Genomic DNA, 26,838 nt, shown 5'->3' on the forward strand with positions numbered 1-26,838 from the left:
AACCGCTTACCACCAGCGCCAGAAGTGATGCACCGGCCCGACGCCATGCCCGACGTCCAGCCGGTCGCTCGCTTCGAGCGCGCCCGTCAGATACGTTTTCGCTTGTGCAACCGCATCGGCGAGCGTCGCCTGCTGCGGCCAGAGCGCGGCAATCGCCGACGACAGCGTGCAGCCCGTGCCGTGCGTATTCGTCACCGGCACACGCGGGCCGCCCAGGCGCACTGTGCCGGCGTCTTCGATCAACCAGTCGGGGCTATCGGCGCTGCCCAGATGGCCGCCTTTCATCAGCACCGCCTGGGCGCCGAGCGCGCGCAGCGCTTCGCCTTGTTCGACCATCGTCGCTTCATCGCTTGCCGCTTCGACGCCTAGCAGCGCCGCCGCCTCGGGCAGATTCGGCGTGACGATGCCCGCGAGCGGCAGCAACTCTTCACGCAGCGCCGCCACGGCTTCCGGCGCGAGCAGCGCGTGATTGCTCTTCGAAATCATCACGGTATCGAGCACGACGCGCGCCGGTTTGTGGCGGCGCAATGCGTCGGCGACTGCGCGCACGATCGATGCGTTGGCAAGCATGCCGATCTTCACGGCATCGATGCGGATATCGTCGAATACCGCGTCGAGCTGTGCCGTGGCGAACGCCGCGTCGGGCGCGTGAATCGCGCTCACGCCGCGCGTGTTCTGCGCCGTGAGCGCGGTGATCACGCTCGCGCCATACGCGCCGAGCGCGGAGAACGCCTTGAGGTCCGCCTGGATGCCGGCGCCGCCGCCGGAGTCGGAACCGGCGATCGTGAGGACGTGGGGAATCGGAGAAGTCATGTCAGCGTCGCTTACGCGCCGCGCACGCGAGGGGCTTCGATGTCGAGGCCGCGAATGCGCCGGCGCTGGAAGAGGTCGATACGGAGAACGTCAGCGGCGCGATCGCGCCGCCGTCGAAAAATGCCGAAAAATGCAATCCAGTGTGGCTCAGTGCCGATGATTTTCGCCGATCAGCGCGACCGAGTCGAACGCGCGCTGATTGGCCTGATGGCGGCGCATCACGAGCCACATCATCAGACAGACGAAGGTGCCGAACAGCACGATCACGAGCGTGACCGGCACGTCGAGCCAGACGAGCACGGCATAGAGACACAGCATCACGAGCACCGAGAGGTTCTCGTTGAAGTTCTGCACGGCGATCGAGTGACCGGCGGACAGCAGCACGTGGCCGCGATGCTGGAGCAGGGCGTTCATCGGCACGACGAAGAAGCCCGACAATGCGCCCACCACCATCAGGAACAGATAGGCGCACAGCAGATAACCCGGAATGCGCATGTGGCCGATATGCAGACCCCAATGCGGCGGAAACAGATTGCGCGTGTAGAACGCCATGATCATCACGGCGATGCCCATCATGATGCCCACGGGCAGCACGGACAGCGATTTCTTCAGCGGAATGCGCGCGGCGGCGATCATTGCGCCAGCGGCCACGCCGACGGCGACCACGGCCTGCAATACCGCGCCTTCCGACAGCGACATGCCAAGCGACACTTCGGCCCACTTGAGCACGATGAACTGCAGCGTCGCGCCCGCGCCCCAGAACAGCGTCGTGACCGCGAGCGAAATCTGGCCGAGCTTGTCGTGCCAGAGCGTGTTGAAACAATCGGCGAAATCGGTGATCAGGCGGATCACCCCATGTTCCTGGCGCGGATAACGCGCGCCGGTATCGGGGATGCGCAGATTGAAGAGCGCGGCGATCACATAGATGCCCATGATCACGAGCATCGCGGCTTCGGCGGGCGTGTTGATCGAGGCGGGCGTGTGGCGGATCACGTGCGCGGCGATATGCGGGCTGATCAGCGCGCCGCCCAACACGGTGCCGAGAATAATCGAGCCGACCGTCGTGCCTTCGATCCAGCCATTGGCGGCCACGAGGCGCTCAGGCGGCAGCAGTTCGGTGAGGATGCCGTACTTGGCCGGCGAATAGGCCGCCGCGCCAAAACCCACGACGCCGTAGGCCAATAGCGGATGCGTGCCGGCCAGCATCATGGCGCAGCCGACAACCTTGATCGTATTGGTGATGAACATGACGCGCCCTTTGGGGCGCGAATCGGCGAAGGCGCCGACGAAAGCGGCAAGAACAACGTAGGACAGGACGAAGAACAGCTTGAGCAGCGGCGTCATCCAGTTCGGAGCGTGGAGGTCTTTCAGCAGTGCTATCGCAGCGATGAGGAGCGCATTGTCGGCCAACGACGAAAAAAACTGCGCGGCCATGATGGTGTAAAAGCCTTTTTTCATCTGATGCGATGCTGTCCTCGCTGCGGTCCGTCCGCCCCGGACGGGTGGAGGCATCCGGGCTTAATACGTTCGAAATGGGTTGTGCGCAGGGCTTTATATCACGAAAATAGCTGTATTCGGACTAGCACATTCCTTGACCGCCCATCAGGCGGGCCTGCCGGGCGCTGAAAACACCCTGTAAGCTCCTGATTAGAAAGCGTCTTTGCGAAAAAACTCCCATGCCGCGCCCCCTCTCAGCCACGATCCATACCGCCGCTCTCGCCAATAATCTCTCCGTCGTCCGGAAATACGCGCCGAAGTCGAAAATCTGGGCCGTGGTCAAGGCCAACGCCTACGGGCACGGGCTTGCGCGCGCTTTTCCCGGTCTGCGCGCCACCGACGGTTTCGGCCTGCTCGATCTCGAAGAAGCCGTGAAACTGCGCGAGCTCGGCTGGGCCGGGCCGATCCTGCTGCTGGAAGGCTTTTTCCGGCCTACCGATATCGACGTCATCGACCGCTACAGCCTCACGACGGTGGTGCATTGCGACGAGCAGATGCGCATGCTCGAAATGGCGCGGCTTTCGAAGCCGGTCAACGTGCAGCTCAAGATGAATAGCGGCATGAATCGCCTCGGCTATACGCCGGAAAAATACCGCGCGGCCTGGGAGCGCGCGCGCGCTTGCCCCGGCATCGGTCAGATCACGCTGATGACGCACTTCTCGGACGCCGACGCGCCGCGCGGTATCGGCGAGCAGATGGCAGCATTCGAGCGCGGCGCGCAAGGCATCGCCGGCACGCGCAGCCTCGCGAATTCGGCGGCTACGCTCTGGCATCCGTCGTCGCATTTCGACTGGGTGCGCCCCGGCATCATTCTTTATGGCGCTTCGCCGTCGGGCGTGGCGACGCTGCTTGACGGCACCGGTCTGCAACCGGCGATGACGCTGGCGTCGGAAATCATCGGCACGCAGACGGTCGCGGAAGGGCAGAGCGTGGGTTACGGCTCGACCTTCACGGCGCGCAAGACCATGCGCATCGGGGTGGTGGCCTGCGGCTATGCGGATGGTTATCCGCGCATTGCGCCCGAAGGCACGCCGGTGATCGTCGATGGCGTGCGCACGCGCATCGTCGGCCGCGTTTCGATGGACATGATCACCGTCGACCTCACGCCGGTGCCGAACGCCGGCATGGGCACGCGTGTCGAACTCTGGGGCGCGAATCTGCCGATCGACGACGTGGCCGCCTCGTGCGGCACCATCGGCTACGAGCTGATGTGCGCGGTCGCGCCGCGCGTGCCGGTACGCGCGGAATAAGCGTTTCTGTATCTATATAGTGGGCTGTCGGGTAGCGCTCGACGGCCCGCTCATCTTTCGAACCCATCACAACGCAGGCGCGGACACGCGGCACGGCAACCAGCATGGCGAAGGCGAAGACGGTCTATATCTGTACGGAATGCGGCGGACAGGCGCCCAAGTGGCAAGGGCAGTGCCCCGCCTGTAATGCCTGGAACACGCTGGTGGAAAGCGCGCCCGAGCCGGCCGGCAACCATCGCTACCAGGCGCTCGCCAAGAGCGCGCCGGTGCGCCGTCTCGCCGATATCGAAGCCTCGGACGTGCCGCGCTTTACCTCCGGTGTCGGCGAATTCGACCGGGTGCTGGGCGGCGGTCTGGTCGCGGGCGGCGTGGTGCTGATCGGCGGCGATCCGGGGATCGGCAAATCGACGCTGCTGCTGCAGTCGCTCGCCGAAATCGCGGCCGATCGACGCGCGCTCTATGTGAGCGGCGAAGAATCGGCGGCGCAGATTGCGTTGCGCGCGCAACGACTCGGGCTGCTGGAGAAAGGCTCGAAGATGAACGAGCTGCAACTGCTCGCCGAAATCCAGCTTGAAAAGATCCAGGCGACCATCGAAGCCGAAAAGCCCGACGTCGCCGTGATCGACTCGATCCAGACCATCTATTCCGAAGCGCTGACTTCCGCGCCCGGTTCGGTCGCGCAGGTGCGCGAGTGCGCGGCGCAACTGACGCGCATCGCCAAGCAGTCGGGCACGTCGATCATCATGGTCGGCCACGTGACGAAAGAGGGCAATCTCGCCGGGCCGCGCGTGCTGGAACACATCGTCGATACGGTGCTGTACTTTGAAGGCGATACGCATTCGTCGTTCCGGCTGGTGCGCGCGTTCAAGAACCGCTTCGGCGCGGTGAACGAGCTGGGCGTGTTCGCGATGACGGAGAAAGGCTTACGCGGTGTGGCCAATCCTTCTGCACTCTTTCTGTCGCAACACGAGCAGAGCGTGCCGGGTTCCTGTGTGATGGTCACGCAGGAAGGCTCGCGGCCGCTGCTGGTGGAAGTGCAGGCGCTGGTCGATACGGCGCAGGTGCCCAACCCGCGCCGCCTCGCGGTCGGGCTGGAGCAAAACCGTCTTGCGCTGCTGCTGGCCGTGCTGCATCGCCATGCCGGCATCGGCTGCTTCGATCAGGATGTGTTCCTCAATGCCGTGGGCGGCGTGAAGATCACCGAACCGGCCGCCGACCTGGCCGTGCTGCTGTCCATTCATTCCTCGATGCGTAACAAGGCGTTGCCCAAGGGTCTGATCGTTTTTGGCGAAGTGGGTCTGGCGGGCGAGATCCGTCCCTCGCCGCGCGGCCAGGATCGTCTGAAGGAAGCGGCCAAGCTCGGTTTCACCTGCGCGCTGATTCCGCGCGCCAATGCGCCGAAACAGCCGATCGAAGGTTTGAATGTGATCGCCGTCGAGCGAATTGAGGAAGCGATCGATCGCGTGCGCGAGTTCGACTGAACGCCGCGCGCCGGCCTGTTCTGGCGCGTAACGATTAGTAACAACCCCGGCGCGCGCTGTAACCAGAAAGTTTTGCGATTTCCCTATCCTTGCCCGCATGAGCAACCCCGCATCAAGCGGAAAGGATAGCGACTTTGAAACAGACAGAATCGTCCATTGGCGGTAGTTCGATCGTCGTGCGCGGCTGCCGGGTCTCCGAGCCGCTTATGCAGCCTTGGGGCAGCAGTTGCCGCATCGTCGAGTGGATCGACGGCGATGGCCGCATTTCGCGCCAGGTGGTGGCCGGCAACGTGACGCCTTCGCAGGTGCGTAGCACCATCGCCCACCATGTCGAAGGCCGCAAGCACGTGCTGTACGACGACGAACGTGCGCCGCGCCAGACGCTGCCGCGCAGATAGGCATGCGCTTTCGCAGCAACATTTCCAGCTATGTTTTCAGCAGTACACAAGACAATGGGCGCACGATGGGCCCATTGCTCTTTTAATGCCTCGTTGAGCGCCTTCAGCCCCACGGACCGTAATTGAACGGTTTCTTGCCCGCCTGGCCAGCTTGAGGATGAGCGCTGGTGGGCGAAACAGCGGGGGCGGCCGACGTGACGCCCATCGGTAGACGGGCAACGCTTGCGGGCGGCTGCGCCGCTGCCTGACGCTGCGCTTCGACTTCGTCGAGCAGCGCCTGCAGCACGTCGGTGTTAAAGAGCGGATGGTTGGCCGCCTCGCCGGGCTTGAGTACCGGCGAAACGCAGCAGTCGATCACTTCGAGGCGGTCGATCCACGTCTGTAACGGCTCCGACGCAATCACTGCGCCCAGATCGCGCGTGAGCGATACGGCGTCCGACCCGCCGATCGCCTGACCCAGACTCCAATGCCGTTGCGCCCAGTCCTCGCGCCCGAGCGCCGTGCACAAGGCCTGCCAGAACTTCAACTCGAGCGCGCCGACTGCCAGCCAGCGATCGTCCTGCGTGCGGTAGAGGTTGTAGCAGGGCACGCCGCCGTTGAGCAGACCGCCGCCGGGCTGGAGCGCGGCCGCGTCGTCGTTGGCGAGCGCCACCTGCGCGACGACGTTGTTCGCGAACGCTTCGTGCGCCATCGAGATATCGACGAAACGGCCTTCGCCGCCGCGTGCGACCTGCCAGAGCGCGGCGAGGATCTGCGTGACGGCCGAGAGTGCGCCGCCGAGCAGATCGGCGATCTGGAAATTCGCCAGCACCGGCGCGCCGTCGCGCCCGGCCACCTGATCGAGCACACCCGCGTAAGCGACGTAGTTGAGGTCGTGGCCCGCTCGATCCGAGAACGGGCCGGTCGTGCCATAGCCGGTGATGGCGCAGTACACCAGTTTGGGATTGGCCGCGCGCAGCGTTTCGTAACCGACGCCCAGCCGCTCCATCACGCCCGGGCGGAAACTTTCGACCAGCACGTCGGCGTCGCGCGCGAGCGCGAGCAGCACGGCGCGACCGCTTTCGGACTTCAGGTCGATGCGGGTTTCGCGCTTGCCGCGATTGACCAGCCGGTAAAACGCACCTGGCCGGCCGGCGAGTTCATCGGAGGCGCTTTGCATCATGGTGCGCGCTGCGTCGCCCGCACCCGGCGGTTCGATCTTGAGCACGTCGGCGCCCATTTCGGCCAGACGCAGCGTGGCCACAGGCCCGGGTAAAAGCCGGGTCAGATCGAGAACGCGTAGGCCCTGCAAGGCGGCGGGTGTCGACACTCGGATAGCTCCTGACGATAGCGCTGGCTGGCGTAGACGATAAAAAGTGGGCGCTTAGCCGATCTGCTCAAGTTCCTCGTGCGCTTCGAGCCAATCGGCTTCCAGCGCTTCCAGGCGTGCCTGCACTTCGGCCTGACGGCGGATCGATTCCGTCAGTTTGGCCTTCTGCGCGGGTTCGTAACTGGCTGGATCGGCGATGAACGCGTCCAGTGTGCCTTTTTCCGCGTTGAGCGCGTCCATTTCCTTTTCGATTTTGCCGATCTTCGCCTGTAAGGGCTTCTTCAGATGTCCGAGACGCTGGCGCGTTTCCGCTTCCTGGCGACGCTGTTCCTTGCGGTTCACGCCGCTGTCGTCAGCCCCTGCGTCGTTCGCTGTGTCATTGACCGTGCCGTCCGCATTCGCCGTGCCGCCTGCCGCCGCGGCCTTGAACGCGGCGCGCTGTTCGGCCGCGTGTTGCAGCAGCCAGTCGCGGTAGTCGTCCAGATCGCCGTCGAAAGGCTGCAGGCGATGTTTGGCGACCAGCATGAACTGGTCGGTGGTGGCGCGCAGCAGATGCCGGTCGTGCGAGACCACGATCAGCGTGCCTTCGAACTGCGCGAGCGCCATGGTGAGCGCGTGACGCGTTTCGAGGTCGAGGTGGTTGGTCGGTTCGTCGAGCAGCAGCAGATTGGGCTTTTGCCAGATGATCAGCGCGAGCGCGAGACGCGCCTTTTCGCCGCCCGAAAAGGGCGCGATGGGCGCCGTGGCCATTTCGCCGGGGAAATTGAAGCAGCCGAGGAAGTCGCGCAGTTCCTGCTCGCGCGTGTCCGGTGCGAGGCGCGCAAGATGCTGGAGAGGTGTGTCGTCTGGGCGCAGCGTTTCGAGCTGATGCTGGGCGAAATAGCCGATCTGCAGGCCCTTGCCGGTGCGCAGTTCGCCCGAAAGCGGCTCGAGCGTGGCTGCGAGCGTCTTGATCAGCGTGGATTTTCCCTGGCCGTTCGCGCCCAGCAGGCCGATGCGCTGGCCGTTCTGGATCGACAGCGCCACCCGTTCGACGATGGGCGTTTCGGTGCCGTCTTCGGCGCGATAGCCGCAGCGCACGCCGTCCATGACCAGCATGGGATTGGGCGCGGAATCCGGCGTGCGGAATTCGAATGTGAACGGCGAGGCCGCGTGCGCGGGCGCGATCAGCTCCATGCGCTCCAGCGCCTTGACGCGGCTTTGCGCCTGACGCGCCTTGGTGGCCTGGGCCTTGAAGCGGTTGATGAAGCTTTGCAGATGCGCGACGGTCTTCTGCTGCTTTTCGTAGGCGCTTTGCTGCAGCGCCAGTTGCTGCGCGCGCAGGATTTCGAACTGCGAGTAGTTGCCGCCGTAGCGCTTGATCTGCTGGTTTTCCAGATGCAGCGTGACGTTACAGACCGAGTCGAGGAATTCGCGGTCGTGCGAGATCACGACGAGCGTGCCGGGATAGCGGTGCAGCCAGTCTTCCAGCCAGACGATGGCGTCCAGATCCAGGTGGTTCGTGGGTTCGTCGAGCAGCAGCAGGTCGGAGCGGCACATCAGCGCCTGGGCGAGGTTCAGGCGCATACGCCAGCCGCCCGAGAAGCTCGCGACCGGCTGGCGGGTCTGATCCATCGTGAAGCCCAGGCCGAGCAGCAGCGCTTCGGCGCGCGCGGGCGCGGTGTAGCCGTCGGCGTCGGCGAAGGCGGCGTGGGCTTCGGCTTCGGCCGCGCCGTCGTGGGCCGCGGAAGCGGCGGCGATGCGCGCTTCGATCTCGCGCAGCGGCGCGTCGCCGTCCAGCGTGTAGTCGAGCGCGGTTTTATCGACGGCCGGGGTTTCCTGCGCGACGTGCGCGATTGCCCATGTGGGCGGCATGGAGAAGTCGCCGCCGTCCGCATGCAGCTCGCCGCGCAGCACGGCGAACAGCGTGGATTTGCCCGCGCCATTGGCGCCGATGAGACCGACTTTTTCGCCCGGATTGAGGGTGAACGATGTCTGGTCGAAGAGCGGCTTGGTACCGCGGGCAAGACTGAATTGATTGAAGCGGATCACGGGAGCGCCAGCGCAGATAAAACGTAAAGCGCTATTTTAAACTGGCTCGCGCGCAGCCCGGGATTGGCCGAACGGCTAATGCGCAATCATCGCTAATCTCGCTGGACATTTCACTGGCCATCTGGCCAAGGTGCGGGCGGGATCGGTTCTCACGTAGACTGGCGCTTTCCTTGGGGAGGAGCCAGATGTCCACGGTCTATTCGTTCACCGCGCAACCGCTGGGTGGCGGCGCGCCAGTCAGCCTTGAAGACTACGCCGGCAAGGTGCTGCTGATCGTCAATACCGCGAGCGAGTGCGGGTTCACGCCGCAGTACGCGGGCCTGCAAAAGCTCTACGACCAGTACGCCTCGCGCGGGCTTGCGGTGCTCGGCTTTCCGTGCAACCAGTTCGGCAAACAGGAGCCGGGCGCAAGTGCGGAGATCGGCGCGTTCTGCGAGAAGAACTTTGGCGTGACGTTTCCGATGTTCGAGAAGATCGACGTGAACGGGGCAAATGCGCATCCGCTCTATAGCTGGCTCACGAGCGAAGCGCCGGGCCTGCTGGGGCTGGTCGGGCTCGAGCGCATCAAGTGGAATTTCACCAAGTTTCTCGTGGATCGCAGCGGCAAGGTCATCAAGCGCTACGCGCCGGTCACGAAGCCCGAAGCCATTGCCGCGGATATCGAAAAACTGCTGTAAAGCCGTGGTCTGAGCGAAGTCTAGAGAATCGGCGCGAACAGGCGCGCGACGTGCATCGCGATCTTGCGCCACGCGGGCGCATCGCGATATTCGCCGCGGTCGATCTCGAAACTCGCTTCGAAGTCGTGTCGCAGCATGGCCTCGACTTCCGATGCGAAGCCCGCGTGCACGGTCAGCACCATGATTTCGAAGTTCAGGCGGAACGAGCGGTTGTCCAGATTCGCGCTGCCGATGGCGGCGGCCGTGTCGTCGATCAGCACGACCTTCTGGTGCAAAAAGCCCGGCTTGTAGCGAAAGATGCGGATGCCCGCGCGCACCGCGTCGTAGGCGTAAAGCGTGGAGGCTTCGAATACCACGTAGTGATCGCGCCGACTTGGAATCAGGATGCGCACGTCCACGCCGCGCAGTGCGGCCAGGCGCAGCGCGGCGAAGACGGCGGAATCCGGCACGAGGTAGGGCGTGGTGATCCAGATGCGCTTGTTCGCTGCGTTGATCGCTTCCACAAAGAAGAGCGAGCAGGTCTCCTGCCGATCGGCCGGGCCGGTGGGCATGACGAGGCAGGCCATGTCGTCGCCGTCGCGCGGCGTGACGGCGGGCGCTTCGCTGCCAGGCAGTTCCTGCGTGACCCAGTACCAGTCTTCGGTGAAGGCGAACTGGATGTTCGCCACCACGGGGCCGCGCAGTTCGATATGCGTGTCGCGCCACGGCGAAAGCGGCGGCTTGGCGCCCAGATATTCCACGCCCACGTTGTGGCCGCCCACAAAGGCACGCTCGCCGTCCACCACGACGATCTTGCGATGGTTGCGGAAATTGAGCTGGAAACGGTTGACGATGCGCCGCCGCGTGGAGAACGGGTGCACTTCCACGCCGCCCGCGCGCAGGCTGCTCACGTAGCTGGAGGGCAGATCGAAGCTGCCGATGCTGTCGTAGAGGAAGTACACGCGCACGCCGCGCGCGGCACAGGCGAGCAGCAGATCCTTGAGCATGTCGCCGAGCGCATCGGCGCGCACGATGAAGAACTGCACGATCACGTACTGGCGTGCCTGTTCGATGGCGTCGAAGATCGCAGAAAACGTGGCTTCGCCGTTGACGAGCGTGCGCACCGCGTTGCCGGGCACGAGCGGCATGCCGCCGAGGTGCGAGAGCGTGCGGATCACGCGCGGGTTCAGCGCGTCGGCGGGCCCGTTCGCTTCCTGCGCGAAGCGCTCGCCCGATTCGCTGCCGAGCTGCCCGAGGTCGGGCGCGCGCGCCCGGGAGCGTAGCGTTTCGTTGCGCAGGCGCCGCGCATCCGCGTAACCGGCGAACTTGCTGCGGCCAAGGAATAAATACGGGATGAGCGTGAGGTAAGGCATCGTCGCGAGCGAGACAGCCCACGCGATCGCCCCTTGCGAGGTGCGGGTGACGAGAATGGCGTGACACGCGGCGACCAGTCCCAGCAGATGGACGGTGGCGAGCAGAATGCCGAGAGTGGACCAGTCGAATCGCATAGAGACGCGGGACGCTGCAGGAGCCGGGCAGCGCGTTCGTTCTTACAGACTTTCGCGCTGCGGCCCGAGCCGCAAGACGTCCTTGCCGCGTAAACCGGGAAACGTCCATCTTACCCAACCCAGCGGGATGAGGGCGCGCCCGGTATCAGGATCGCGCGCCACGAGTGCGGCGCGCGATGGGTACAAGCTGGCGCTTAGACCGGCAGGTCGCAGGCCTGAATCAGGAACACCTGATCGTCGCCGGCGCTCGTCGAGAGCCAGACGAGATCGAGGCCGCCAAACGCGGCTTCGACGTTCTCGCGCTCGTTGCCGATTTCGACCACGAGCACGCCGTTGTCGGTCAGCCAGTTGCGCGCTTCCTTGATGATGCGACGCACGATGTCCATGCCGTCCTCGCCGCCCGCGAGCGCCATTTCCGGCTCGTGGCGGTATTCGGGCGGCAGCGCGTCCATCGAGCCCGCGTTCACGTACGGCGGATTCGTGATGATGACGTCGTAGCGGCGCTCGGCGAGCGGTGCGTACAGATCGCCTTCGAACAGCGAAATGCGCGCGTCGAGCTCATGCTCGTGCACGTTGCGCTTCGCGACTTCGAGTGCCGGAGCCGACAGATCGACGGCATCGATATCGGCATTCGGGAAGGCGTGCGCCGCGAGAATCGCGAGGCTCGCCGAACCGGTGCAGAGTTCGAGCACGGCGGTGACCTGCTCGGGATCTTCCACGTACGGCTGCAGGCCGTCGGCCAGCAGTTCGCCGATAAACGAACGCGGCACGATCACGCGCTCGTCGACGTAAAAGCGCAGGCCGTGCATCCACGCTTCCTGCGTGATGTAGGCGGCCGGCACGCGCTCGGTCGCGCGGCGCTCGATCACGGCGAGTACCTTGTCGATTTCTTCGGGCGCGAGGCGCGCGTCGAGGAACGGATCGAGCAGGTCCAGCGGCAGATGCAGCGAGTGCAGGATCAGATACGCGGCTTCGTCGTAGGCATTGGTCGAGCCGTGGCCGAACGCGAGCTGCGCGGCGGAGAAACGCGAAACGCCGTAGCGCAGCAGATCGCGCACGGTGCTAAACGTCGTGGAAAGCGGTTGGGTCATATTGGGAACTCCAGCCTGGGCGCGGGCGCTCAGGCGATCAGTTGTTCGAGTACGCGGCGGTACACGTTCTTGAGCGGGTCGATGAACTTCACTTCGATATGCTCATCGATCTTGTGGATGCTGCCGTTGGGCGGGCCGAACTCCACGACCTGCTGGCACATGCGCGCGATGAAACGGCCGTCCGAGGTGCCGCCCGTGGTCGACAGTTCGGTGGTCACGCCGGTTTCGTCGAGAATCGCTTTTTCGAGCGCGTTCGACAGCGCGCCGCGCGGCGTCAGGAAGGGCAGGCCGCTCACGCTCCAGTGCAGATCGTATTCGAGACCGTGCTTGTCGAGGATCGCGTGCACGCGCTGCTGCAGGCCTTCCACGGTGCTGGCGGTCGAAAAACGGAAGTTGAACAGCACTTCGGCGTGGCCGGGAATCACGTTGCTCGCGCCCGTGCCGCTGTGCATGTTCGAGACCTGCCAGGTGGTCGGCGGAAAGTATTCGTTGCCGTCGTCCCATTTTTCGGCGACGAGTTCGGCCAGCGCCGGCGCCAGCAGATGCACGGGATTCTTCGCCAGATGCGGGTAGGCGATATGGCCTTGCACGCCCTTGACGACAAGCTTGCCCGACATCGAACCGCGGCGGCCGTTCTTCACGCAGTCGCCCAGCGTTGCCGACGAAGTCGGTTCGCCGACGATGCAGTAATCCATTTTCTCGCCGCGCGCCTGCAGCGCCTCGACCACCTTGACGGTGCCGTCGGTGGCCGGGCCTTCTTCGTCGCTGGTGATGAGGAAGGCGATCGCGCCGCGATGTTGCGGATGCGCGGCCACGAACTCTTCGCTGGCGACGATGAACGCGGCGAGCGAGGTCTTCATGTCGGCGGCGCCGCGGCCATAGAGAATGCCGTCGCGATGATGGGGTTCGAACGGCGGCGAGCTCCATTGCTCGAGCGGGCCGGTGGGCACGACATCGGTATGGCCCGCGAAGGCGAGCAGCGGGCCGTCGGTGCCGGCCGCGCCGCGTTTGACGGCCCATAGGTTGGTCACGCCGTTGGATTCGATCGTTTCGCACGCGAAGCCGAGCGCGCTGAGGCGTTCGGTCATGATGCGCTGGCAGTGCTGGTCGTCGGGCGTCACGGACGCGCGCGCGATCAGGGCTTCGGTAAGGGCGAGGGTGGCGGACATGGAGGGACCGGTTGCAAATGAAAATGCCGGCACCGCTGACGAGTCAGGGGCCGGCAACAGCTGGTGATGGCCGGGCTGTCCGATGGGCGTCTGGCGCTCATCGGATCAATCCTTCAGGCAAAAATCGTTTCGAGCTGCTCGGCGGCAAAGCCGAGCGCCTTCACGCGGCCGTTCACGACGATGACCGGCCGCTTGATGATCGACGGCTTGTGGCTCATCAACGCAATCGCGCCGGCGGTCGAATCGGCTTCGGCCTTGTGCACTTCGGACAGGCCGCGCCAGGTCGTGCCGCGCTTGTTGATCAGCTGATCGAGCGACACGTCCTTGAGCCAGTCCTGCACCAGCGCGCTCGATACGCCGGCCTTCTTGAAGTCGTAAAACTCGAACTCGATGCCGTGCTCTTCCAGCCACACGCGGGCCTTCTTCACGGAATCGCAGTTCGGAATGCCGTATACGACAGTCTTTGCGGCCTTCGCCATCAGTCGCCTCGCAGCAGCTCGTTCAGGCCGACCTTGGCGCGCGTCTTGGCATCGACCTTCTTGACGATCACGGCGCAGTACAGGCTGTGCGAACCGTCCTTCGAAGGCAGGTTGCCGGCCACGACGACCGAGCCAGCCGGGATGCGGCCGTAGGTGATTTCGCCGGTTTCGCGGTCATAGATCTTGGTCGACTGGCCGAGGTACACGCCCATCGAGATGACCGAGTTTTCTTCGACGATCACGCCTTCCACGACTTCCGAGCGCGCGCCGATGAAGCAGTTGTCTTCGATGATGACCGGGTTGGCCTGCAGCGGCTCCAGCACGCCGCCGATGCCCACGCCGCCCGAAAGGTGCACGTTCTTGCCGATCTGCGCGCACGAACCGACGGTTGCCCACGTGTCGACCATCGTGCCTTCGTCGACGTATGCGCCGATGTTGGTGTACGACGGCATCAGCACGACGTTCTTGCCGATGAACGAGCCACGGCGAGCGATGGCCGGCGGCACGACGCGGAAGCCGCCTGCTGCGAAGTCTTCAGCCGTGTAGTTGGCGAACTTCGACGGCACCTTGTCGAAGAACTGCGTGAAGCCGCCTGCGGCCATCGGCGCGTTGTCTTCCAGGCGGAACGACAGCAGCACGGCCTTCTTCACCCACTGGTTGACGATCCAGTCGCCGTCCTTCTTTTCGGCGCAGCGCAGGGCGCCCTTGTCCAGCTCGGCGATGACGTGGGCGACGGCTTCACGCACGTCGTTCGGCGCGGACTTGGGCGAGAAGTCGGCGCGGTTTTCCCAGGCGGTGTCGATGATCTGCTGAAGTTGTTGCGACATGGTGGTGATTTCGTGAAATTGATGGTGGAAAGCGGAGTTGCGCACGGCGGGTGGCAGGCGGGCTGCACACACCCCGCACGCAGGGAAAGCTTTACGGTTTGAGCGAGCGGCAGAAGTCGACGATGCGCTGCGCGCCCTCGATGCACTCCGCGACGTCGGCGACGAGCGCGAGGCGCACGAAACCGGCACCGGGATTCGCGCCATGCGCTTCGCGCGCGAGAAACGAGCCCGGCAGGACCGTCACATTATAGTCGGCGTAGAGGCGCTGGGCGAACGCGTCGTCCGTGAGGCCGGTGCGCGAGACATTGGCCCACAGGTAGAACGCGGCGTCCGGCAGCTTCACGTCGAGCACGTCGGCGAGCAACGGCGTGACGGTCGAGAACTTCTGCACGTATTTGGCGCGATTGTCGCGCACGTGCGCTTCGTCGCCCCAGGCGGCGATGCTAGCCGATTGCCAGACCGGCGACATGGCCGAGCCGTGATACGTGCGATAAAGCAGAAACTGCTTGAGGATCGCGGCGTCGCCGGCCACGAAGCCCGAGCGCATGCCCGGCGCGTTCGAGCGCTTCGACAGACTGGAGAGCATGACGAGACGCTCGAAGCCGCGGCCGAGCTGGCGGGCGGCTTCGAGACCGCCGAGCGGCGGCTTCGTTTCGTCGAAATAGATCTCCGAATAGCATTCGTCGGACGCAATCACGAAGCCGTATTTGTCGGACAGCGCGAACAGTTCGCGCCAGTCGTCGAGCGTGAGCACGGCGCCCGTCGGATTGCCCGGCGAGCAGACGAACAGCAGCTGCGTGCGCGCCCAGACGTCTTCCGGCACCTGCGAATAATCGCAGGCGAAGTTGCGGGCCGGATCGCTGTTCACGAAATACGGCTCGCCGCCTGCGAGCAGCGCGGCGCCTTCGTAGATCTGGTAGAACGGGTTCGGGCAGAGTACGATCGCCCGCTTCGCCGGGTCTTTCACGCCGGCCGTGGGGTCCACGACCGCCTGGGCGAGCGCGAACAGCGCCTCGCGCGAACCGGACACCGGCAGCACTTCGGTGGCGGCGTCGATCTTCGGCAGGCTGTAGCGCTCGGTCACCCATTTCGCGATCGCCTCGCGCAGCGCGGGCGTGCCGGCCGTGGCCGGATACACCGACAGACCGTCGAGCGAATCGACGATGGCGTCGCGGATCAGCGCGGGCGTCGGGTGTTTCGGCTCGCCGATCCCGAAGCTGATGTGGCGCAGGCCGGCATTCGGCGTGACGTCCTTGAAGAGCACGCGCAGCTTTTCAAAGGGATAGGACTGGAGGGTGTCGAGGAGCGGATTCACGGCTTGGCGGGCTAAATAGGCGAGCTGGAGCGAAAGACGGACAGGCAGCGGGCAGGGCGCAGCGGCGTCGGATCGACGCGCGTAGCGCGCGTTTGCGGCGCAGGTTGCGCGGCATCTGCGGCTGGAAAAGCGGGAATTATAACTTGGCGTCGTCTGGACGTTGCGCGGCATCAAGGCTGGCGCGGCAAGCCGGGCACGCATGAGACAGGAAAAAGGGCCTGGAAATGCAATCTGTGAAGGGTGCGCCGCGCGCAGTCGTGCGCTTGACCGGGGCCGCGCGATGAACGCGAATCTCAAAGCGGGCTGGCCTACGCTCGCGATTCTGATCGGCGCTTCGGTCTGGGGCGTGATCTGGTATCCGCTGCGCACGCTCGCGAGCTTCGGCCTGACGGGCACGGCCGCCGGCGCGGCCACGAGCGCGGCGGGCTGTCTGTTCGTGCTGCTGCTGCGCCGCCGCTCGATTTCGACCGTGCGCTGGCACTGGATCTTGCCGATGCTCGGGCTCGCGGCCGGCATCACCAATATCGGCTTTGTCTGGGGCGCGATCCACGGCGAAGTGATGCGCGTGCTGCTGCTGTTTTATCTCACGCCCGCATGGACCGCGATCTTCGCCCATTTCATCCTGCACGAACGCCTGTCGTGGTCGGGCGCGGCGCTCGCCGGGCTGTCGCTGCTGGGCGCGGTCATGATGCTCTGGTCGCCGAAACTGGGCGTGCCGCTGCCGGGCAGCGCGGCGGAGTGGGCCGGACTCGTGGCCGGCATGGGTTTCGCGATGAGTAACGTGCTGGTCGTCAAGACGAGCCGCATCCTGCCGCAGATGAAGCCGGAAATGCGCACGGCCGTGATTTTTGGCGGCGCGGCGATCTTCGGCGCGCTCGCTTCGTGCTTCGAGCCGCTGCCGGTGATTCACGCAGGCGAACCGGTCGCGCGGATCATGCTGCTCGTGCTGGTGCTCGGCCTGTTGCTCAGTTCGAACAATATGCTCGTGCAGTACGGTCTCGCACGCGTGCCTGCGAACCGCGCGTCGATCATCATGCTGTTCGAGATCGTCGTGACGGCGCTCTCGTCCTGGCTGCTGGCGGGCGAGACGCCGGGGCCGCGCGAATGGGCGGGCGGCGCGTGCATCGTGTTGGCCTCGCTGCTGTCGAGCTGGGTCCATCGCGCGCAGGACGCGAAACGCGAGGAGGGCACAGCGCGCAAACCGCACACGCCCCACGCAAGCGCCGATGCCAGCGCCATCGCGCACGCCCAGGCAAACCGGCTCGACGACGACGAGGGCGCGCCGGGTCAGCGCGGCGATCACGCCGAAAATGCCGCAAAGGCCGATGCCGGCGTCAGCGACGACGCCACACAAGCCGAAAGCGGCGCGAAAGACAGCGCGCCGCCCACGGCTTCTCCGCGCAGCGGGCAGAATGGCTCGCGTGCGATGGTATGATTGCCGCTGATCCTCGCCGGCCGGGGCGCGCAGGCTGTGTTTGATGCGCGCGGTGCGGCGAGCCGTGGCGGCTGCCCGAGATGCTTGATGTAGGCCTGATGCGGCGCGCTGCGCCGTCGTGCGACCGGTTGCGAGGTCGGCGGCGCGCGGCCTGCGACCACAGGCGCGGGCGGTCCCGTTCACCCTCCCTATTCCAACAGCGATATCGCCGTGCGTCTGACCTCGATTAAACTCGCTGGCTTCAAATCTTTCGTCGATCCCACGCATTTCCAGGTTCCGGGCCAACTCGTCGGAGTGGTCGGGCCGAATGGCTGTGGCAAATCGAACATCATCGACGCCGTGCGCTGGGTGCTCGGCGAGTCCCGCGCGTCCGAGCTGCGCGGCGAGTCGATGCAGGACGTCATCTTCAACGGTTCCACGGCGCGCAAGCCCGGTAGCCGCGCGAGCGTCGAACTCGTGTTCGACAACGCGGACGGCCGCGCCGCCGGCCAGTGGGGCCAATATGCCGAAATCGCCGTCAAGCGCGTGCTCACGCGCGACGGCACGTCGAGCTACTACATCAACAATCTGCCGGCACGCCGCCGCGACATTCAGGACATCTTCCTCGGGACGGGTCTCGGGCCGCGCGCCTACGCGATCATCGGCCAGGGCATGATCGCGCGCATCATCGAGGCGAAGCCTGAAGAGCTGCGCGTGTTTCTCGAAGAAGCCGCCGGTGTCTCGAAGTACAAGGAACGCCGTCGCGAAACGGAAAACCGCCTGCACGACACGCGCGAGAATCTGACGCGTGTGGAAGACATCGGGCGCGAACTCTCGACCAACCTCGACAAGCTCGAAGGGCAGGCCGTGGTGGCGACGCGATTCCGCGAACTGCAGTCCGACGGCGAAGAAAAGCAGCGTCTGCTGTGGCTGTTGCGCAAGAACGAAGCGGCGGCCGAGCAGCAGCGCCAGCAGCGCGCGATCGAGCAGGCGCAGATCGACCTCGAACGTCATACGGCGCAATTGCGCGAAGTCGAAGCGCAGCTCGAAACGCTGCGCGTCGCGCACTATTCGGCCAGCGACGCCATGCAGGGCGCGCAGGGTTCGCTCTACGAAGCGAACGCCGAAGTCAGCCGCCTCGAAGCCGAAATCAAGTTCATCGTCGAATCGCGCAACCGGGTGCAGGCGCAGATCGCCGCGCTCACCGCGCAGCGCGAGCAATGGCAGGTGCAGGCGCAAAAAGCCCAGGACGACATCGAAGACGCCGAAGAGCAACTGGCGATGGGCGAGGAAAAGGCGGCGGTCGCGGAAGAAGAAGCGGCCGCGAAACAGGAAGCCTTGCCTGCGCTCGAAAACCGCTGGCGCGATGCGCAGACGCAGCTGAACGAAGAGCGCGCGGGCATTGCGCGCACCGAACAGGCGATCAAGCTCGAAGCCGCGCATCAGCGTAACGCCGATCAAATGCTCCAGCAGCTTCAGCAGCGCGAAGAGCGTTTGAAGTCGGAAGCGGGTGGGCTCGATGCACCGGACGAAGTGCAGCTCGAAGAGTTGCGCATGCAGCTCGCCGAGCAGGAAGAAGTGCTGCACGACGCCCAGGGGCGTCTGGCCGATGCGCAGGAAAACGTGCCGCGTCTGGATGCCGAGCGGCGCGCCGCGCACGACCGCGTGAATGCGGAAAGCGCGCAAACCCACCAGCTCGAAGCCCGTCTGGCCGCGCTCAAGCAGTTGCAGGAAAACGTGCAGACCGAAGGTAAGATCCAGCCGTGGCTCGAACGCCATGAACTGGGTGCGTTGCCGCGTCTGTGGAAGAAGCTGCATGTCGACGCCGGTTGGGAAACCGCGCTCGAAGCGGTGCTGCGCGAGCGTCTCGCGGCGCTCGAAGTGTCGAATCTCGACTGGGTCAAGGCGTTCGCGAGCGACGCGCCGCCGGCCAAGCTCGCGTTCTATGCGCCGCCGCCCGCAGGTCTGACACCGGCCGTGCCTGCCGGACTCACGCCGTTGCTCTCGCTCGTGCGTATCGACGATGCCGGCCTGCGCGCGGTGCTCAACGAATGGCTCGCGACGACCTTCGTGGCCGCCGATCTCGCCGAAGGTCTCGCGCAACGCGCGCAGTTGCCGGAAGGCGGCGTGTTCGTGGTGAAGGCCGGCCATATGGTCACGCGCGTAGGCGTGCAGCTCTACGCCGCGGACTCGGAACAGGCCGGCATGCTGGCGCGCCAGCAGGAAATCGAAAATCTGACGCGCCAGTTGCGCGCCCAGGCGCTGCTGGCGGACGAAGCCCGCTCGGCGGTGGTGCGCGCGGAAGCCGCGCATACCACGGCGGCGCAGCAGCTCGGCGAACTGCGCCAGCAGGCCGAGCGCGCGACCCAGCGCGTGCACGCCTTGCAGATGGACGTGCTCAAGCTGACGCAGGCACACGAGCGTTACACGGCGCGCAGCACGCAGATCCGCGAAGAGCGCGAAGAGATTCGTGCGCAGACCGAAGAGCAGCGTGCGCTGCGTGCGGAATCGGAAGCGAATTTCGAGCGTCACGACAGCGAACTGGCCGAATTGCAGGCGCGCTTCGAAGATAACCAGCTTGCGTTCGAAGCGCTCGACGAAGACCTCGGCAATGCGCGCAACCAGGCGCGCGATCTCGAACGTGCGGCCGGCGATGCGCGCTTTGCGGCGCGCAACATGGCCAACCGCATCGAAGAGCTCAAGCGCAATATCCAGATCGCACACGATCAGAGCGAGCGCGTGGCCGCCTCGCTCGAAGACGCGCGCGCCGAACTGGAAACGATCAACGAACAGACCGCTCACACGGGCCTGCAGGACGCGCTGGAAATTCGCGCCGAAAAGGAGGAAGCGCTGCGCAACGCGCGGGTGGAACTCGACGATCTGAGCGCCCGACTGCGCGCCGCCGACGAGACCCGCCTGAACGCGGAACGCGCGCTGCAGCCGCTGCGCGACCGCATCACGGAACTGCAGCTCAAGGAACAGGCCGCGCGCCTGAACGGCGAGCAGTTCATCGAGCAGCTTCAGGCGGCGGGTGTGGACGAAGCCGCGTTGCAGGAAAAGCTTTCGCCGGACCTGAAGGCGCCGTATCTGCAGGGCGAAGTCACGCGCATCAACAACGCGATTGCGGCGCTCGGCCCCGTCAACATGGCCGCGCTCGACGAACTGGCGGCGGCGAAGGAGCGCAAGAGCTTCCTCGACGCCCAATCGGCCGATCTGACGAGCGCGATCGAAACGCTCGAAGACGCGATCCGCAAGATCGACCAGGAAACCCGCACGCTGCTGCAAGGCACTTTCGACCAGGTGAACCACCATTTCGGCGAGCTGTTCCCGCGCCTGTTCGGTGGCGGCCAGGCGAAGCTCATCATGACCGGCGACGAAATTCTCGACGCCGGCGTGCAGGTGATGGCGCAGCCGCCGGGCAAGAAGAATTCGACGATTCACCTGCTGTCGGGCGGCGAGAAAGCGCTGACCGCCACGGCGCTCGTGTTCGCGATGTTCCAGCTCAATCCGGCGCCGTTCTGTCTGCTGGACGAAGTGGACGCGCCGCTCGACGACGCCAACACGGAACGCTTCGCCAACCTCGTGCGCGCGATGTCGGACAAGACGCAGTTCCTCTTCATCTCGCACAACAAGATCGCGATGGAGATGGCGCAGCAACTGATCGGCGTGACGATGCAGGAGCAGGGCGTGTCGCGCATCGTGGCCGTAGACATGGAAACGGCGGCGGGTTTCGCACAAAATATCGGCTAAACGGTCGAAACGGTTTAGACATCCAAGGGACGGCGCGCGGCGCGACAGCCAGCGGCGCCACGCTTGCGGTTTGCGCAGCGGCACAGGCCGGCGCGCGCCGCCAGACAAGAAAGAATTGCAGATGGAGCATGCATGGATCAGTTGACTCTCGGGTTGATCGGCGCGGGTGCCGTAGTCGTCGGGGGCGTGGTGGTGTACAACGCGTGGCAGGGCGCCAGGGTGCGCCGTCGCATGCCGCGCCCGATGCCCGAGGAAGCCGTCGAATCGCCGTTGCGCGACGACCTGCAGGAACCTAGCCCGTTTATCGAACCGGCTCGCGCGCCTTCGCGTCGCGAGCCTTCGCTTGCGGGCCAGGGCGCGGAAGAAAGCGCAGAGCGCGTCGAACCGGGCTTCGGCACGGTTGCGCCTGCCGATACGCCCGTCGATATCCAGGCCGAGAACACCTCGCCGAACGGTTTTGCCGAAGGTGAAGCGGCGCAGGCCGAAGGCGCGGTCTCGGCTAATGCCGCCGACGCAGCCGAAGCGGCTGTGGCAACGCCCGCCGAACATGACGAAACCGCTGCCGCGAAGGACGAAGCGCCGGCCAGCGAAGAAGACGAGCGCGTCGAACCGGTGATGCCGGCTGCGACCACGATTTCTTCGGCGCCGCCCGCGATCGTCGATCGCCGTATCGACTGCATCGTGCCGATTCGCCTGGGCGGCGCGCTGCCCGGCGAGCGTGTGATTCCGCTCGCGCAGCGTCTGCGCCGCGCCGGCAGCAAGCCCGTGCACATCGAAGGCAAGCCGGAAGGCGGCGACGGCTGGGAACTGCTGCAAAATGGCGTGCGCTACGAAGAACTGCGCGCCGCCGCGCAACTCGCGAACCGCAATGGCCCGCTCAACGAGCTGGAGTTTTCGGAATTCGTCGCGGGCGTCCATCAACTGGCCGATGCGCTCGACGGTCTGCCCGAATTCCCGGACATGACCGAGACCGTGGCGATGGCGCGCGAACTCGACGGCTTTGCGGCGCAGTGCGACGCGCAGCTTTCGATCAACGTGCTGTCGGATGGCGCGCCGTGGTCGGCGAATTACGTGCAGGCGGTGTCGGCGCAGGACGGCCTGCTGCTGTCGCGCGACGGCACGCGTTTCGTGAAGCTCGACGCGAAGCAGAGCCCGGTGTTCATGCTGCAGTTCGGCGACACCAACTTCCTGCGCGACGACCTGACCTACAAGGGCGGCCAGATGATCACGCTGATCCTCGACGTGCCGGTGGCCGACGAGGACATCCTGCCGTTCCGCCTGATGTGCGATTACGCGCGCTCGCTCGCGGAGCGCATTGGCGGGCGCGTGGTGGACGACCAGCGCCGGCCGCTGCCGGAGTCGGTTCTGCAGAACATCGACAAGCAGCTTATGACGCTCTACGCGAAGCTCGAACAGGCCGGCATTCCGGCGGGTTCGGCGGCGACGCGCCGGCTCTTCAGCCAGTAACGCGGGCGGAGTCGGGCGAAAGCGGCCGGAAGCGGCCGTTCGCCCGCCTGAAAGGCGCGGTGCCATCGAGGCGCTGCGCCTTTTTCATTTTGCGGCCGGTTCGGCGGCGCACGAAGTTAGCCGTTCGGCCGATGCCACAGGCGCGGCTTCCTGAGATAATCTGACTCTTAAATCACTCGTCAGAAGCCGCAACCAGCATGGTCCGTCATCCCGCCCGTCCTACCGAAGCATCTCCCGCGACCGAGCGCGCGGCGTGGCTGCGCGCCGAACTCGAGCGCGCCAATCACGCTTATTACGTGCTCGACCAGCCCGAGTTGCCCGACGCGGAATACGACACGCTGTTCCGCGAACTGCAGGCCATCGAATCCGAACATCCGGATCTGATCACGCCCGATTCGCCCACCCAGCGTGTGGGCGGCGAAGCGTCGGCGGGCTTCGAGCCGGTTGTCCATGACGTGCCGATGCTCTCGCTCAACAACGGTTTCGCCGACGAAGACATCGCCGCATTCGACAAGCGCGTGCATGACACGCTCGGCAAGGCCGAAGGCGAGGCAGTCGACTACGCCTGCGAACTCAAGTTCGACGGTCTGGCGATTTCGCTGCGCTACGTGGATGGCGTGTTCGTGCAGGCGTCCACACGTGGCGACGGCACAACCGGCGAAAACGTTACCGAAAACGTGCGCACGATCCGTTCACTGCCGCTGCGGCTGAAGGGCGCGCGCGTGCCGAAGGTGCTCGACGTGCGCGGCGAAGTGCTGATGTTCCGCCGCGATTTTGCGCGTATGAACGAGCGTCAGCGCGAAGCCGGCCAGAAGGAATTTGCCAATCCGCGCAATGCCGCGGCCGGCAGCCTGCGCCAGCTCGATTCGAAGATTACGGCGCAGCGTCCGCTGTCGTTTTTTGCGTATGGCATTGGCGTGCTGGAAGGCGAGCCGATGCCCGCCACGCATGGCGAACTGCTCGACTGGTACGCGGAAATGGGTCTGCCCGTGAACAGCGAGCGCGCGGTCGTGAAGGGCGCGCAAGGTCTGCTCGACTTTTTCCGCGCCGTGGGCGAGACGCGCGACGGCTTGCCGTACGACATCGATGGCGTGGTCTACAAGGTCAATCGCCGCGACGAACAGGATGCGCTCGGCTTTGTCTCGCGCGCGCCGCGTTTCGCGCTGGCACACAAGTTTCCGGCCCAGGAAGTGCTCACGACCTTGCTCGCCATCGACGTGCAGGTGGGGCGCACGGGTGCCATCACGCCGGTTGCGCGTCTGGAACCCGTGTTCGTGGGCGGCGCGACGGTCACCAACGCTACGCTGCATAACGAAGACGAAGTGCGCCGCAAGGACATCCGTATCGGCGATACGGTGATCGTGCGCCGTGCGGGCGATGTGATTCCCGAGGTGGTGGGCGCGCTGCTGGAGCGTCGCCCGGAAGATGCACACGAATTTGTGATGCCCACCGAATGCCCCGTGTGTGGTTCGCGCATCGAACGTCTGCCCGACGAAGCCATCGCGCGCTGTACTGGCGGTCTGTTCTGTCCGGCGCAGCGCAAGCAGGCGCTCTGGCACTTCGCGCAGCGCCGCGCACTGGATATCGACGGTCTGGGCGAAAAGATCCTCGATCAGCTGGTCGAGCAGAATCTCGTGCGCACGCCGGCGGACCTGTTCAACCTGGGTTTCGCCACGCTCGCGGAACTCGACCGCATGGCAGAGAAATCGGCACAAAACCTGCTCGATTCGCTGGAAAAAGCCAAGTCGACCACGCTCGCACGTTTTATTTATGCATTGGGCATTCGGCAGGTAGGCGAATCCACCGCGAAGGATCTGGCCAAATACTTCGGCTCGCTCGATCCGATCATGGACGCGAGCGTCGAGCAACTGCTCGAAGTGAAGGATGTGGGGCCGATCGTGGCGGAATCGATTCACCAGTTCTTTGCGGAAGAACATAACCGCACGGTCATCGAGCAACTGCGCGCGCCCGGCAAGGTCACATGGCCAGAAGGTCCGCCCGCGCCCAAGGCGCCGGTGGGCGTGCTCGCGGGCAAGACGGTCGTGCTCACGGGCACGCTGCCGACGCTCACACGCGACGCGGCGAAAGAGATGCTGGAAGCGGCTGGCGCGAAGGTGGCCGGCTCGGTGTCGAAGAAGACCGACTACGTGGTGGCGGGCGCCGACGCGGGCAGCAAGCTCGCGAAAGCCGAGGAACTCGGCGTGCCGGTGCTCGACGAAGAAGGGTTGCACAAGCTCCTGGAGGGGCATTCAACATGATTCGCGAAATTCTCAGGATGGGCGATCCGCGCCTGCTCGGCATCGCCAGACCCGTCGATCATTTCGACACGCCGGAACTGCACGAGCTGATCGCCGACATGTTCGACACCATGCACGCGGCGAATGGCGCGGGACTCGCTGCGCCGCAGATCGGCGTGGATCTGCAGGTGGTGATCTTCGGCTTCGAGCAGAACGAGCGTTATCCCGAAGCGCCAGCCGTGCCGCAAACGGTGCTGATCAACCCCGTGATCCATCCGCTTTCGCACGATATGGAAGAGGGCTGGGAAGGCTGTCTGTCGGTGCCGGGCATGCGCGGCGCGGTGAGCCGCTATTCGATGATCCGCTATAACGGCTACGACCAGTACGGCAAGCCGATCGAGCGCGTCGCGGAAGGTTTTCATGCGCGCGTGGTGCAGCACGAGTGCGATCACCTGATCGGCAAGCTGTATCCGATGCGCATTACCGACTTCTCGAAGTTTGGTTTTACCGAAGTGCTGTTCCCGGATCTCGATCCCAATAGCGACGATTGAATCACGCGGATGTAGCGCACAATAAAAATGGGAGCCCGCGGCTCCCATTTTTTATGGCTCCGGCGCGTGGTCCGCGCCGGTGTCGTCAGGCTTAGAAGGCTTCGTCCGCCGACAGATAGCGCCACTGGCCTTGCGGCAGTGCGCCCAGCAGCACGTGGCCCATGCGCACGCGCTTGAGGCCGACGACGTGCAGGCCAACCAGCTCGCACATACGGCGAATCTGACGCTTCTTGCCTTCGCGCAGGACGAAACGCAACTGCTCGCCGTTCTGCCAGCTGACCTGGGCGGGCTTGAGCGGCACGTCGTCGAGCGAGAGGCCGTGACGCAGTTTCGCCAGCAGATCGGCCGGGAAGTGCTGGTCGACTTCGGTCTCGATGTCGCCGTAGGTCACGCGCACGAGGTATTCCTTGTCGATGTCCGAGCTTTCGCCGATCAGTTGCTTCGCGACGCGACCGTCCTGCGTCAGGACGAGAAGACCGGTCGAGTCGATGTCGAGGCGGCCAGCCGGTGCGAGCGTGCGCAGGTGCTGGGCGGAGAAGCGGATGCCCGAGCGGTCGCCGTCCCAGTGGTTTTCACCGGTGATCAGCGTGGCGGCGGGCGCGTAGCCGTCTTCGGCCTGACCGGAGACGAAACCGATCGGCTTGTGCAGCAGGATCGTCACCTGACGCGCCTGGGCGGCGAGTGCAGCGGGATCGATTTCGATGCGCTGCTCGGGCGTGACCTTGGCGCCCAGCGTGTCGACGACGACGCCGTCGACGAAAACCCAGCCTTTTTCGATCCACTCGTCGGCTTCGCGGCGCGAGCACAGACCCAGCTCCGACATGCGCTTGGACAGACGCAGCGCGTTGTCGCCGTCGATTTCCTCGCGTTGGACGCGGCGCGGTGCGTTGTCGAAGGACTTGCCTGCGGGCTTGTCGCCGAACTTGCGCGCGGGGGCGCTGTTGCGGTCGGTGCGTTCGCTGCCATACGACGACTTTACCGGGCGGGCGAAGCGGCGATCGCCACCTTCGTCACGGCGCGGGAAACGGCGCTCGCCGCTGTCCTCGCGCGGGCCGAAGGAACGGCGCTCACCACCTTCATCACGACGCGGGAATCGGCGCTCACCGTCGCCTTCGCGCGGCTTGAACGGACGGCGTTCGCCATCTTCACGGGGACCAAACGAGCGGCGTTCACCACCTTCATCACGGCGGGGGAAGCGGCGTTCACCATCGCCTTCGCGCGGCTTGAACGGACGGCGCTCTCCATCTTCACGCGGACCAAACGAGCGGCGTTCACCACCTTCGTCACGACGCGGGAAACGGCGCTCACCATCGCCTTCACGCGGCTTGAACGGACGACGTTCGCCATCTTCACGCGGCCCAAACGAGCGGCGTTCACCGCCTTCATCGCGGCGGGGGAATCGGCGTTCACCATCGCCTTCACGCGGCTTGAACGGACGGCGTTCACCATCCTCACGCGGGCCAAACGAGCGACGTTCACCACCTTCATCACGACGCGGGAATCGGCGCTCACCGTCACCTTCACGCGGCTTGAACGGATGGCGTTCGCCATCCTCACGCGGCCCAAACGAGCGACGATCACCACCTTCATCGCGA

21 protein-coding genes are annotated in these 26,838 nt (G+C 65.2%); 10 read left to right on the forward strand and 11 right to left on the reverse strand.

The window, feature by feature from the left end:
• Window positions 1-6 precede the first annotated feature (6 nt).
• Entirely contained in the window at window positions 7-813 is an 807-nt protein-coding gene (gene thiD, locus U5A67_RS20740; RefSeq protein WP_321814481.1) for a bifunctional hydroxymethylpyrimidine kinase/phosphomethylpyrimidine kinase, read from the reverse strand.
• Between the two features lie 147 nt (window positions 814-960).
• Window positions 961-2,271, reverse strand: coding sequence for a lysophospholipid transporter LplT (lplT, locus tag U5A67_RS20745; protein WP_205981762.1), 1,311 nt, complete (start codon window positions 2,269-2,271; stop codon window positions 961-963).
• Between the two features lie 218 nt (window positions 2,272-2,489).
• Here lplT and alr point away from each other — a divergent pair, with 218 nt between their 5' ends.
• The 3 genes from alr to U5A67_RS20760 all read left to right on the forward strand — a co-directional run bounded on the left by alr (window position 2,490) and on the right by U5A67_RS20760 (window position 5,439).
• Window positions 2,490-3,560 (forward strand): alanine racemase, encoded by a 1,071-nt coding sequence (gene alr, locus U5A67_RS20750; RefSeq protein WP_205981761.1) that lies wholly within the window; start codon window positions 2,490-2,492, stop codon window positions 3,558-3,560.
• A gap of 104 nt (window positions 3,561-3,664) precedes the next feature.
• Window positions 3,665-5,041: a DNA repair protein RadA gene (gene radA / locus U5A67_RS20755; protein ID WP_321814480.1), complete on the forward strand. Its 1,377-nt coding sequence runs from the start codon at window positions 3,665-3,667 to the stop codon at window positions 5,039-5,041.
• Between the two features lie 134 nt (window positions 5,042-5,175).
• Window positions 5,176-5,439, forward strand: a complete 264-nt coding sequence (locus U5A67_RS20760; RefSeq protein WP_205981759.1) for a DUF2866 domain-containing protein — start codon at window positions 5,176-5,178, stop codon at window positions 5,437-5,439.
• A 103-nt stretch (window positions 5,440-5,542) separates the two neighbouring features.
• Here U5A67_RS20760 and U5A67_RS20765 read toward each other — a convergent pair whose 3' ends face one another.
• Together U5A67_RS20765 and U5A67_RS20770 are read right to left on the reverse strand one after the other, a co-directional pair.
• Window positions 5,543-6,730 carry a CaiB/BaiF CoA-transferase family protein gene (locus U5A67_RS20765; RefSeq protein WP_321814674.1) on the reverse strand — a complete coding sequence of 396 codons (1,188 nt, stop codon included), beginning with the start codon at window positions 6,728-6,730 and terminating at the stop codon, window positions 5,543-5,545.
• Window positions 6,731-6,802: 72 nt separating this feature from the next.
• The gene (locus tag U5A67_RS20770; protein WP_321814479.1) at window positions 6,803-8,779 is read right to left on the reverse strand and encodes an ATP-binding cassette domain-containing protein; all 1,977 of its coding nucleotides are present in this window, start codon (window positions 8,777-8,779) and stop codon (window positions 6,803-6,805) included.
• A gap of 185 nt (window positions 8,780-8,964) precedes the next feature.
• Between U5A67_RS20770 and U5A67_RS20775 the strand changes: the two genes are divergently transcribed.
• Window positions 8,965-9,456 (forward strand): glutathione peroxidase, encoded by a 492-nt coding sequence (locus tag U5A67_RS20775; protein ID WP_205981757.1) that lies wholly within the window; start codon window positions 8,965-8,967, stop codon window positions 9,454-9,456.
• Between the two features lie 20 nt (window positions 9,457-9,476).
• Here the strand turns inward: U5A67_RS20775 and cls are convergent, their stop codons facing one another.
• The 6 genes from cls to dapC form a co-directional block, all read right to left on the reverse strand.
• Complete coding sequence (gene cls, locus U5A67_RS20780) at window positions 9,477-10,943, reverse strand: cardiolipin synthase (RefSeq protein ID WP_321814478.1); 1,467 nt, start codon at window positions 10,941-10,943, stop codon at window positions 9,477-9,479.
• A gap of 194 nt (window positions 10,944-11,137) precedes the next feature.
• The gene (gene prmB / locus U5A67_RS20785; protein WP_205981755.1) at window positions 11,138-12,034 is read right to left on the reverse strand and encodes a 50S ribosomal protein L3 N(5)-glutamine methyltransferase; all 897 of its coding nucleotides are present in this window, start codon (window positions 12,032-12,034) and stop codon (window positions 11,138-11,140) included.
• A 29-nt stretch (window positions 12,035-12,063) separates the two neighbouring features.
• Window positions 12,064-13,203 (reverse strand): succinyl-diaminopimelate desuccinylase, encoded by a 1,140-nt coding sequence (gene dapE, locus U5A67_RS20790; RefSeq protein WP_205981754.1) that lies wholly within the window; start codon window positions 13,201-13,203, stop codon window positions 12,064-12,066.
• Window positions 13,204-13,316: 113 nt separating this feature from the next.
• Window positions 13,317-13,682 carry an arsenate reductase gene (locus tag U5A67_RS20795; protein ID WP_205981753.1) on the reverse strand — a complete coding sequence of 122 codons (366 nt, stop codon included), beginning with the start codon at window positions 13,680-13,682 and terminating at the stop codon, window positions 13,317-13,319.
• Window positions 13,682-14,509: a 2,3,4,5-tetrahydropyridine-2,6-dicarboxylate N-succinyltransferase gene (gene dapD / locus U5A67_RS20800; protein WP_205981752.1), complete on the reverse strand. Its 828-nt coding sequence runs from the start codon at window positions 14,507-14,509 to the stop codon at window positions 13,682-13,684. Before dapD ends, U5A67_RS20795 begins: the two co-directional genes overlap by 1 nt.
• 91 nt (window positions 14,510-14,600) lie before the next feature.
• The gene (dapC, locus tag U5A67_RS20805; protein ID WP_321814477.1) at window positions 14,601-15,824 is read right to left on the reverse strand and encodes a succinyldiaminopimelate transaminase; all 1,224 of its coding nucleotides are present in this window, start codon (window positions 15,822-15,824) and stop codon (window positions 14,601-14,603) included.
• 280 nt (window positions 15,825-16,104) lie between these two features.
• Between dapC and U5A67_RS20810 the strand changes: the two genes are divergently transcribed.
• The 5 genes from U5A67_RS20810 (at window position 16,105) to def (ending at window position 25,243) form a co-directional block, all read left to right on the forward strand.
• Window positions 16,105-17,259, forward strand: coding sequence for a DMT family transporter (locus U5A67_RS20810; RefSeq protein WP_321814476.1), 1,155 nt, complete (start codon window positions 16,105-16,107; stop codon window positions 17,257-17,259).
• A gap of 210 nt (window positions 17,260-17,469) precedes the next feature.
• On the forward strand, window positions 17,470-20,988 hold the full coding sequence (gene smc / locus U5A67_RS20815) for a chromosome segregation protein SMC (protein WP_321814475.1): 3,519 nt from the start codon (window positions 17,470-17,472) through the stop codon (window positions 20,986-20,988).
• 132 nt (window positions 20,989-21,120) lie between these two features.
• Window positions 21,121-22,455 (forward strand): cell division protein ZipA C-terminal FtsZ-binding domain-containing protein, encoded by a 1,335-nt coding sequence (locus U5A67_RS20820; RefSeq protein ID WP_321814474.1) that lies wholly within the window; start codon window positions 21,121-21,123, stop codon window positions 22,453-22,455.
• Window positions 22,456-22,652: 197 nt separating this feature from the next.
• On the forward strand, window positions 22,653-24,713 hold the full coding sequence (gene ligA / locus U5A67_RS20825; protein WP_321814473.1) for an NAD-dependent DNA ligase LigA: 2,061 nt from the start codon (window positions 22,653-22,655) through the stop codon (window positions 24,711-24,713).
• Window positions 24,710-25,243, forward strand: coding sequence for a peptide deformylase (gene def / locus U5A67_RS20830; RefSeq protein ID WP_027814833.1), 534 nt, complete (start codon window positions 24,710-24,712; stop codon window positions 25,241-25,243). Before ligA ends, def begins: the two co-directional genes overlap by 4 nt.
• A 91-nt stretch (window positions 25,244-25,334) precedes the next feature.
• On the opposite strand, the gene U5A67_RS40730 is transcribed toward def, so the two are convergent.
• The gene (locus U5A67_RS40730; RefSeq protein ID WP_415767885.1) at window positions 25,335-26,102 is read right to left on the reverse strand and encodes a pseudouridine synthase; all 768 of its coding nucleotides are present in this window, start codon (window positions 26,100-26,102) and stop codon (window positions 25,335-25,337) included.
• Window positions 26,103-26,111: 9 nt separating this feature from the next.
• Between U5A67_RS40730 and U5A67_RS40735 the strand changes: the two genes are divergently transcribed.
• The coding region (locus U5A67_RS40735) for a hypothetical protein (RefSeq protein WP_415767886.1) at window positions 26,112-26,838 on the forward strand (727 nt) is incomplete at its 3' end.

Source organism: Paraburkholderia sp. J69-1 (assembly GCF_905220255.1).
Classification (GTDB): domain Bacteria; phylum Pseudomonadota; class Gammaproteobacteria; order Burkholderiales; family Burkholderiaceae; genus Paraburkholderia.

What these genes read in the sequence shown, in the direction of transcription:
- thiD (WP_321814481.1), bottom strand. Translation starts at nt 813, where the DNA reads ATGACTTCTCCGATTCCCCACGTCCTCACGATCGCCGGTTCCGACTCC.
- lplT (WP_205981762.1), bottom strand. Translation starts at nt 2,271, where the DNA reads ATGAAAAAAGGCTTTTACACCATCATGGCCGCGCAGTTTTTTTCGTCG.
- alr (WP_205981761.1), top strand. Translation starts at nt 2,490, where the DNA reads ATGCCGCGCCCCCTCTCAGCCACGATCCATACCGCCGCTCTCGCCAAT.
- radA (WP_321814480.1), top strand. Translation starts at nt 3,665, where the DNA reads ATGGCGAAGGCGAAGACGGTCTATATCTGTACGGAATGCGGCGGACAG.
- U5A67_RS20775 (WP_205981757.1), top strand. Translation starts at nt 8,965, where the DNA reads ATGTCCACGGTCTATTCGTTCACCGCGCAACCGCTGGGTGGCGGCGCG.
- cls (WP_321814478.1), bottom strand. Translation starts at nt 10,943, where the DNA reads ATGCGATTCGACTGGTCCACTCTCGGCATTCTGCTCGCCACCGTCCAT.
- prmB (WP_205981755.1), bottom strand. Translation starts at nt 12,034, where the DNA reads ATGACCCAACCGCTTTCCACGACGTTTAGCACCGTGCGCGATCTGCTG.
- dapE (WP_205981754.1), bottom strand. Translation starts at nt 13,203, where the DNA reads ATGTCCGCCACCCTCGCCCTTACCGAAGCCCTGATCGCGCGCGCGTCC.
- U5A67_RS20795 (WP_205981753.1), bottom strand. Translation starts at nt 13,682, where the DNA reads ATGGCGAAGGCCGCAAAGACTGTCGTATACGGCATTCCGAACTGCGAT.
- dapD (WP_205981752.1), bottom strand. Translation starts at nt 14,509, where the DNA reads ATGTCGCAACAACTTCAGCAGATCATCGACACCGCCTGGGAAAACCGC.
- U5A67_RS20810 (WP_321814476.1), top strand. Translation starts at nt 16,105, where the DNA reads ATGAACGCGAATCTCAAAGCGGGCTGGCCTACGCTCGCGATTCTGATC.
- U5A67_RS20820 (WP_321814474.1), top strand. Translation starts at nt 21,121, where the DNA reads ATGGATCAGTTGACTCTCGGGTTGATCGGCGCGGGTGCCGTAGTCGTC.
- ligA (WP_321814473.1), top strand. Translation starts at nt 22,653, where the DNA reads ATGGTCCGTCATCCCGCCCGTCCTACCGAAGCATCTCCCGCGACCGAG.
- def (WP_027814833.1), top strand. Translation starts at nt 24,710, where the DNA reads ATGATTCGCGAAATTCTCAGGATGGGCGATCCGCGCCTGCTCGGCATC.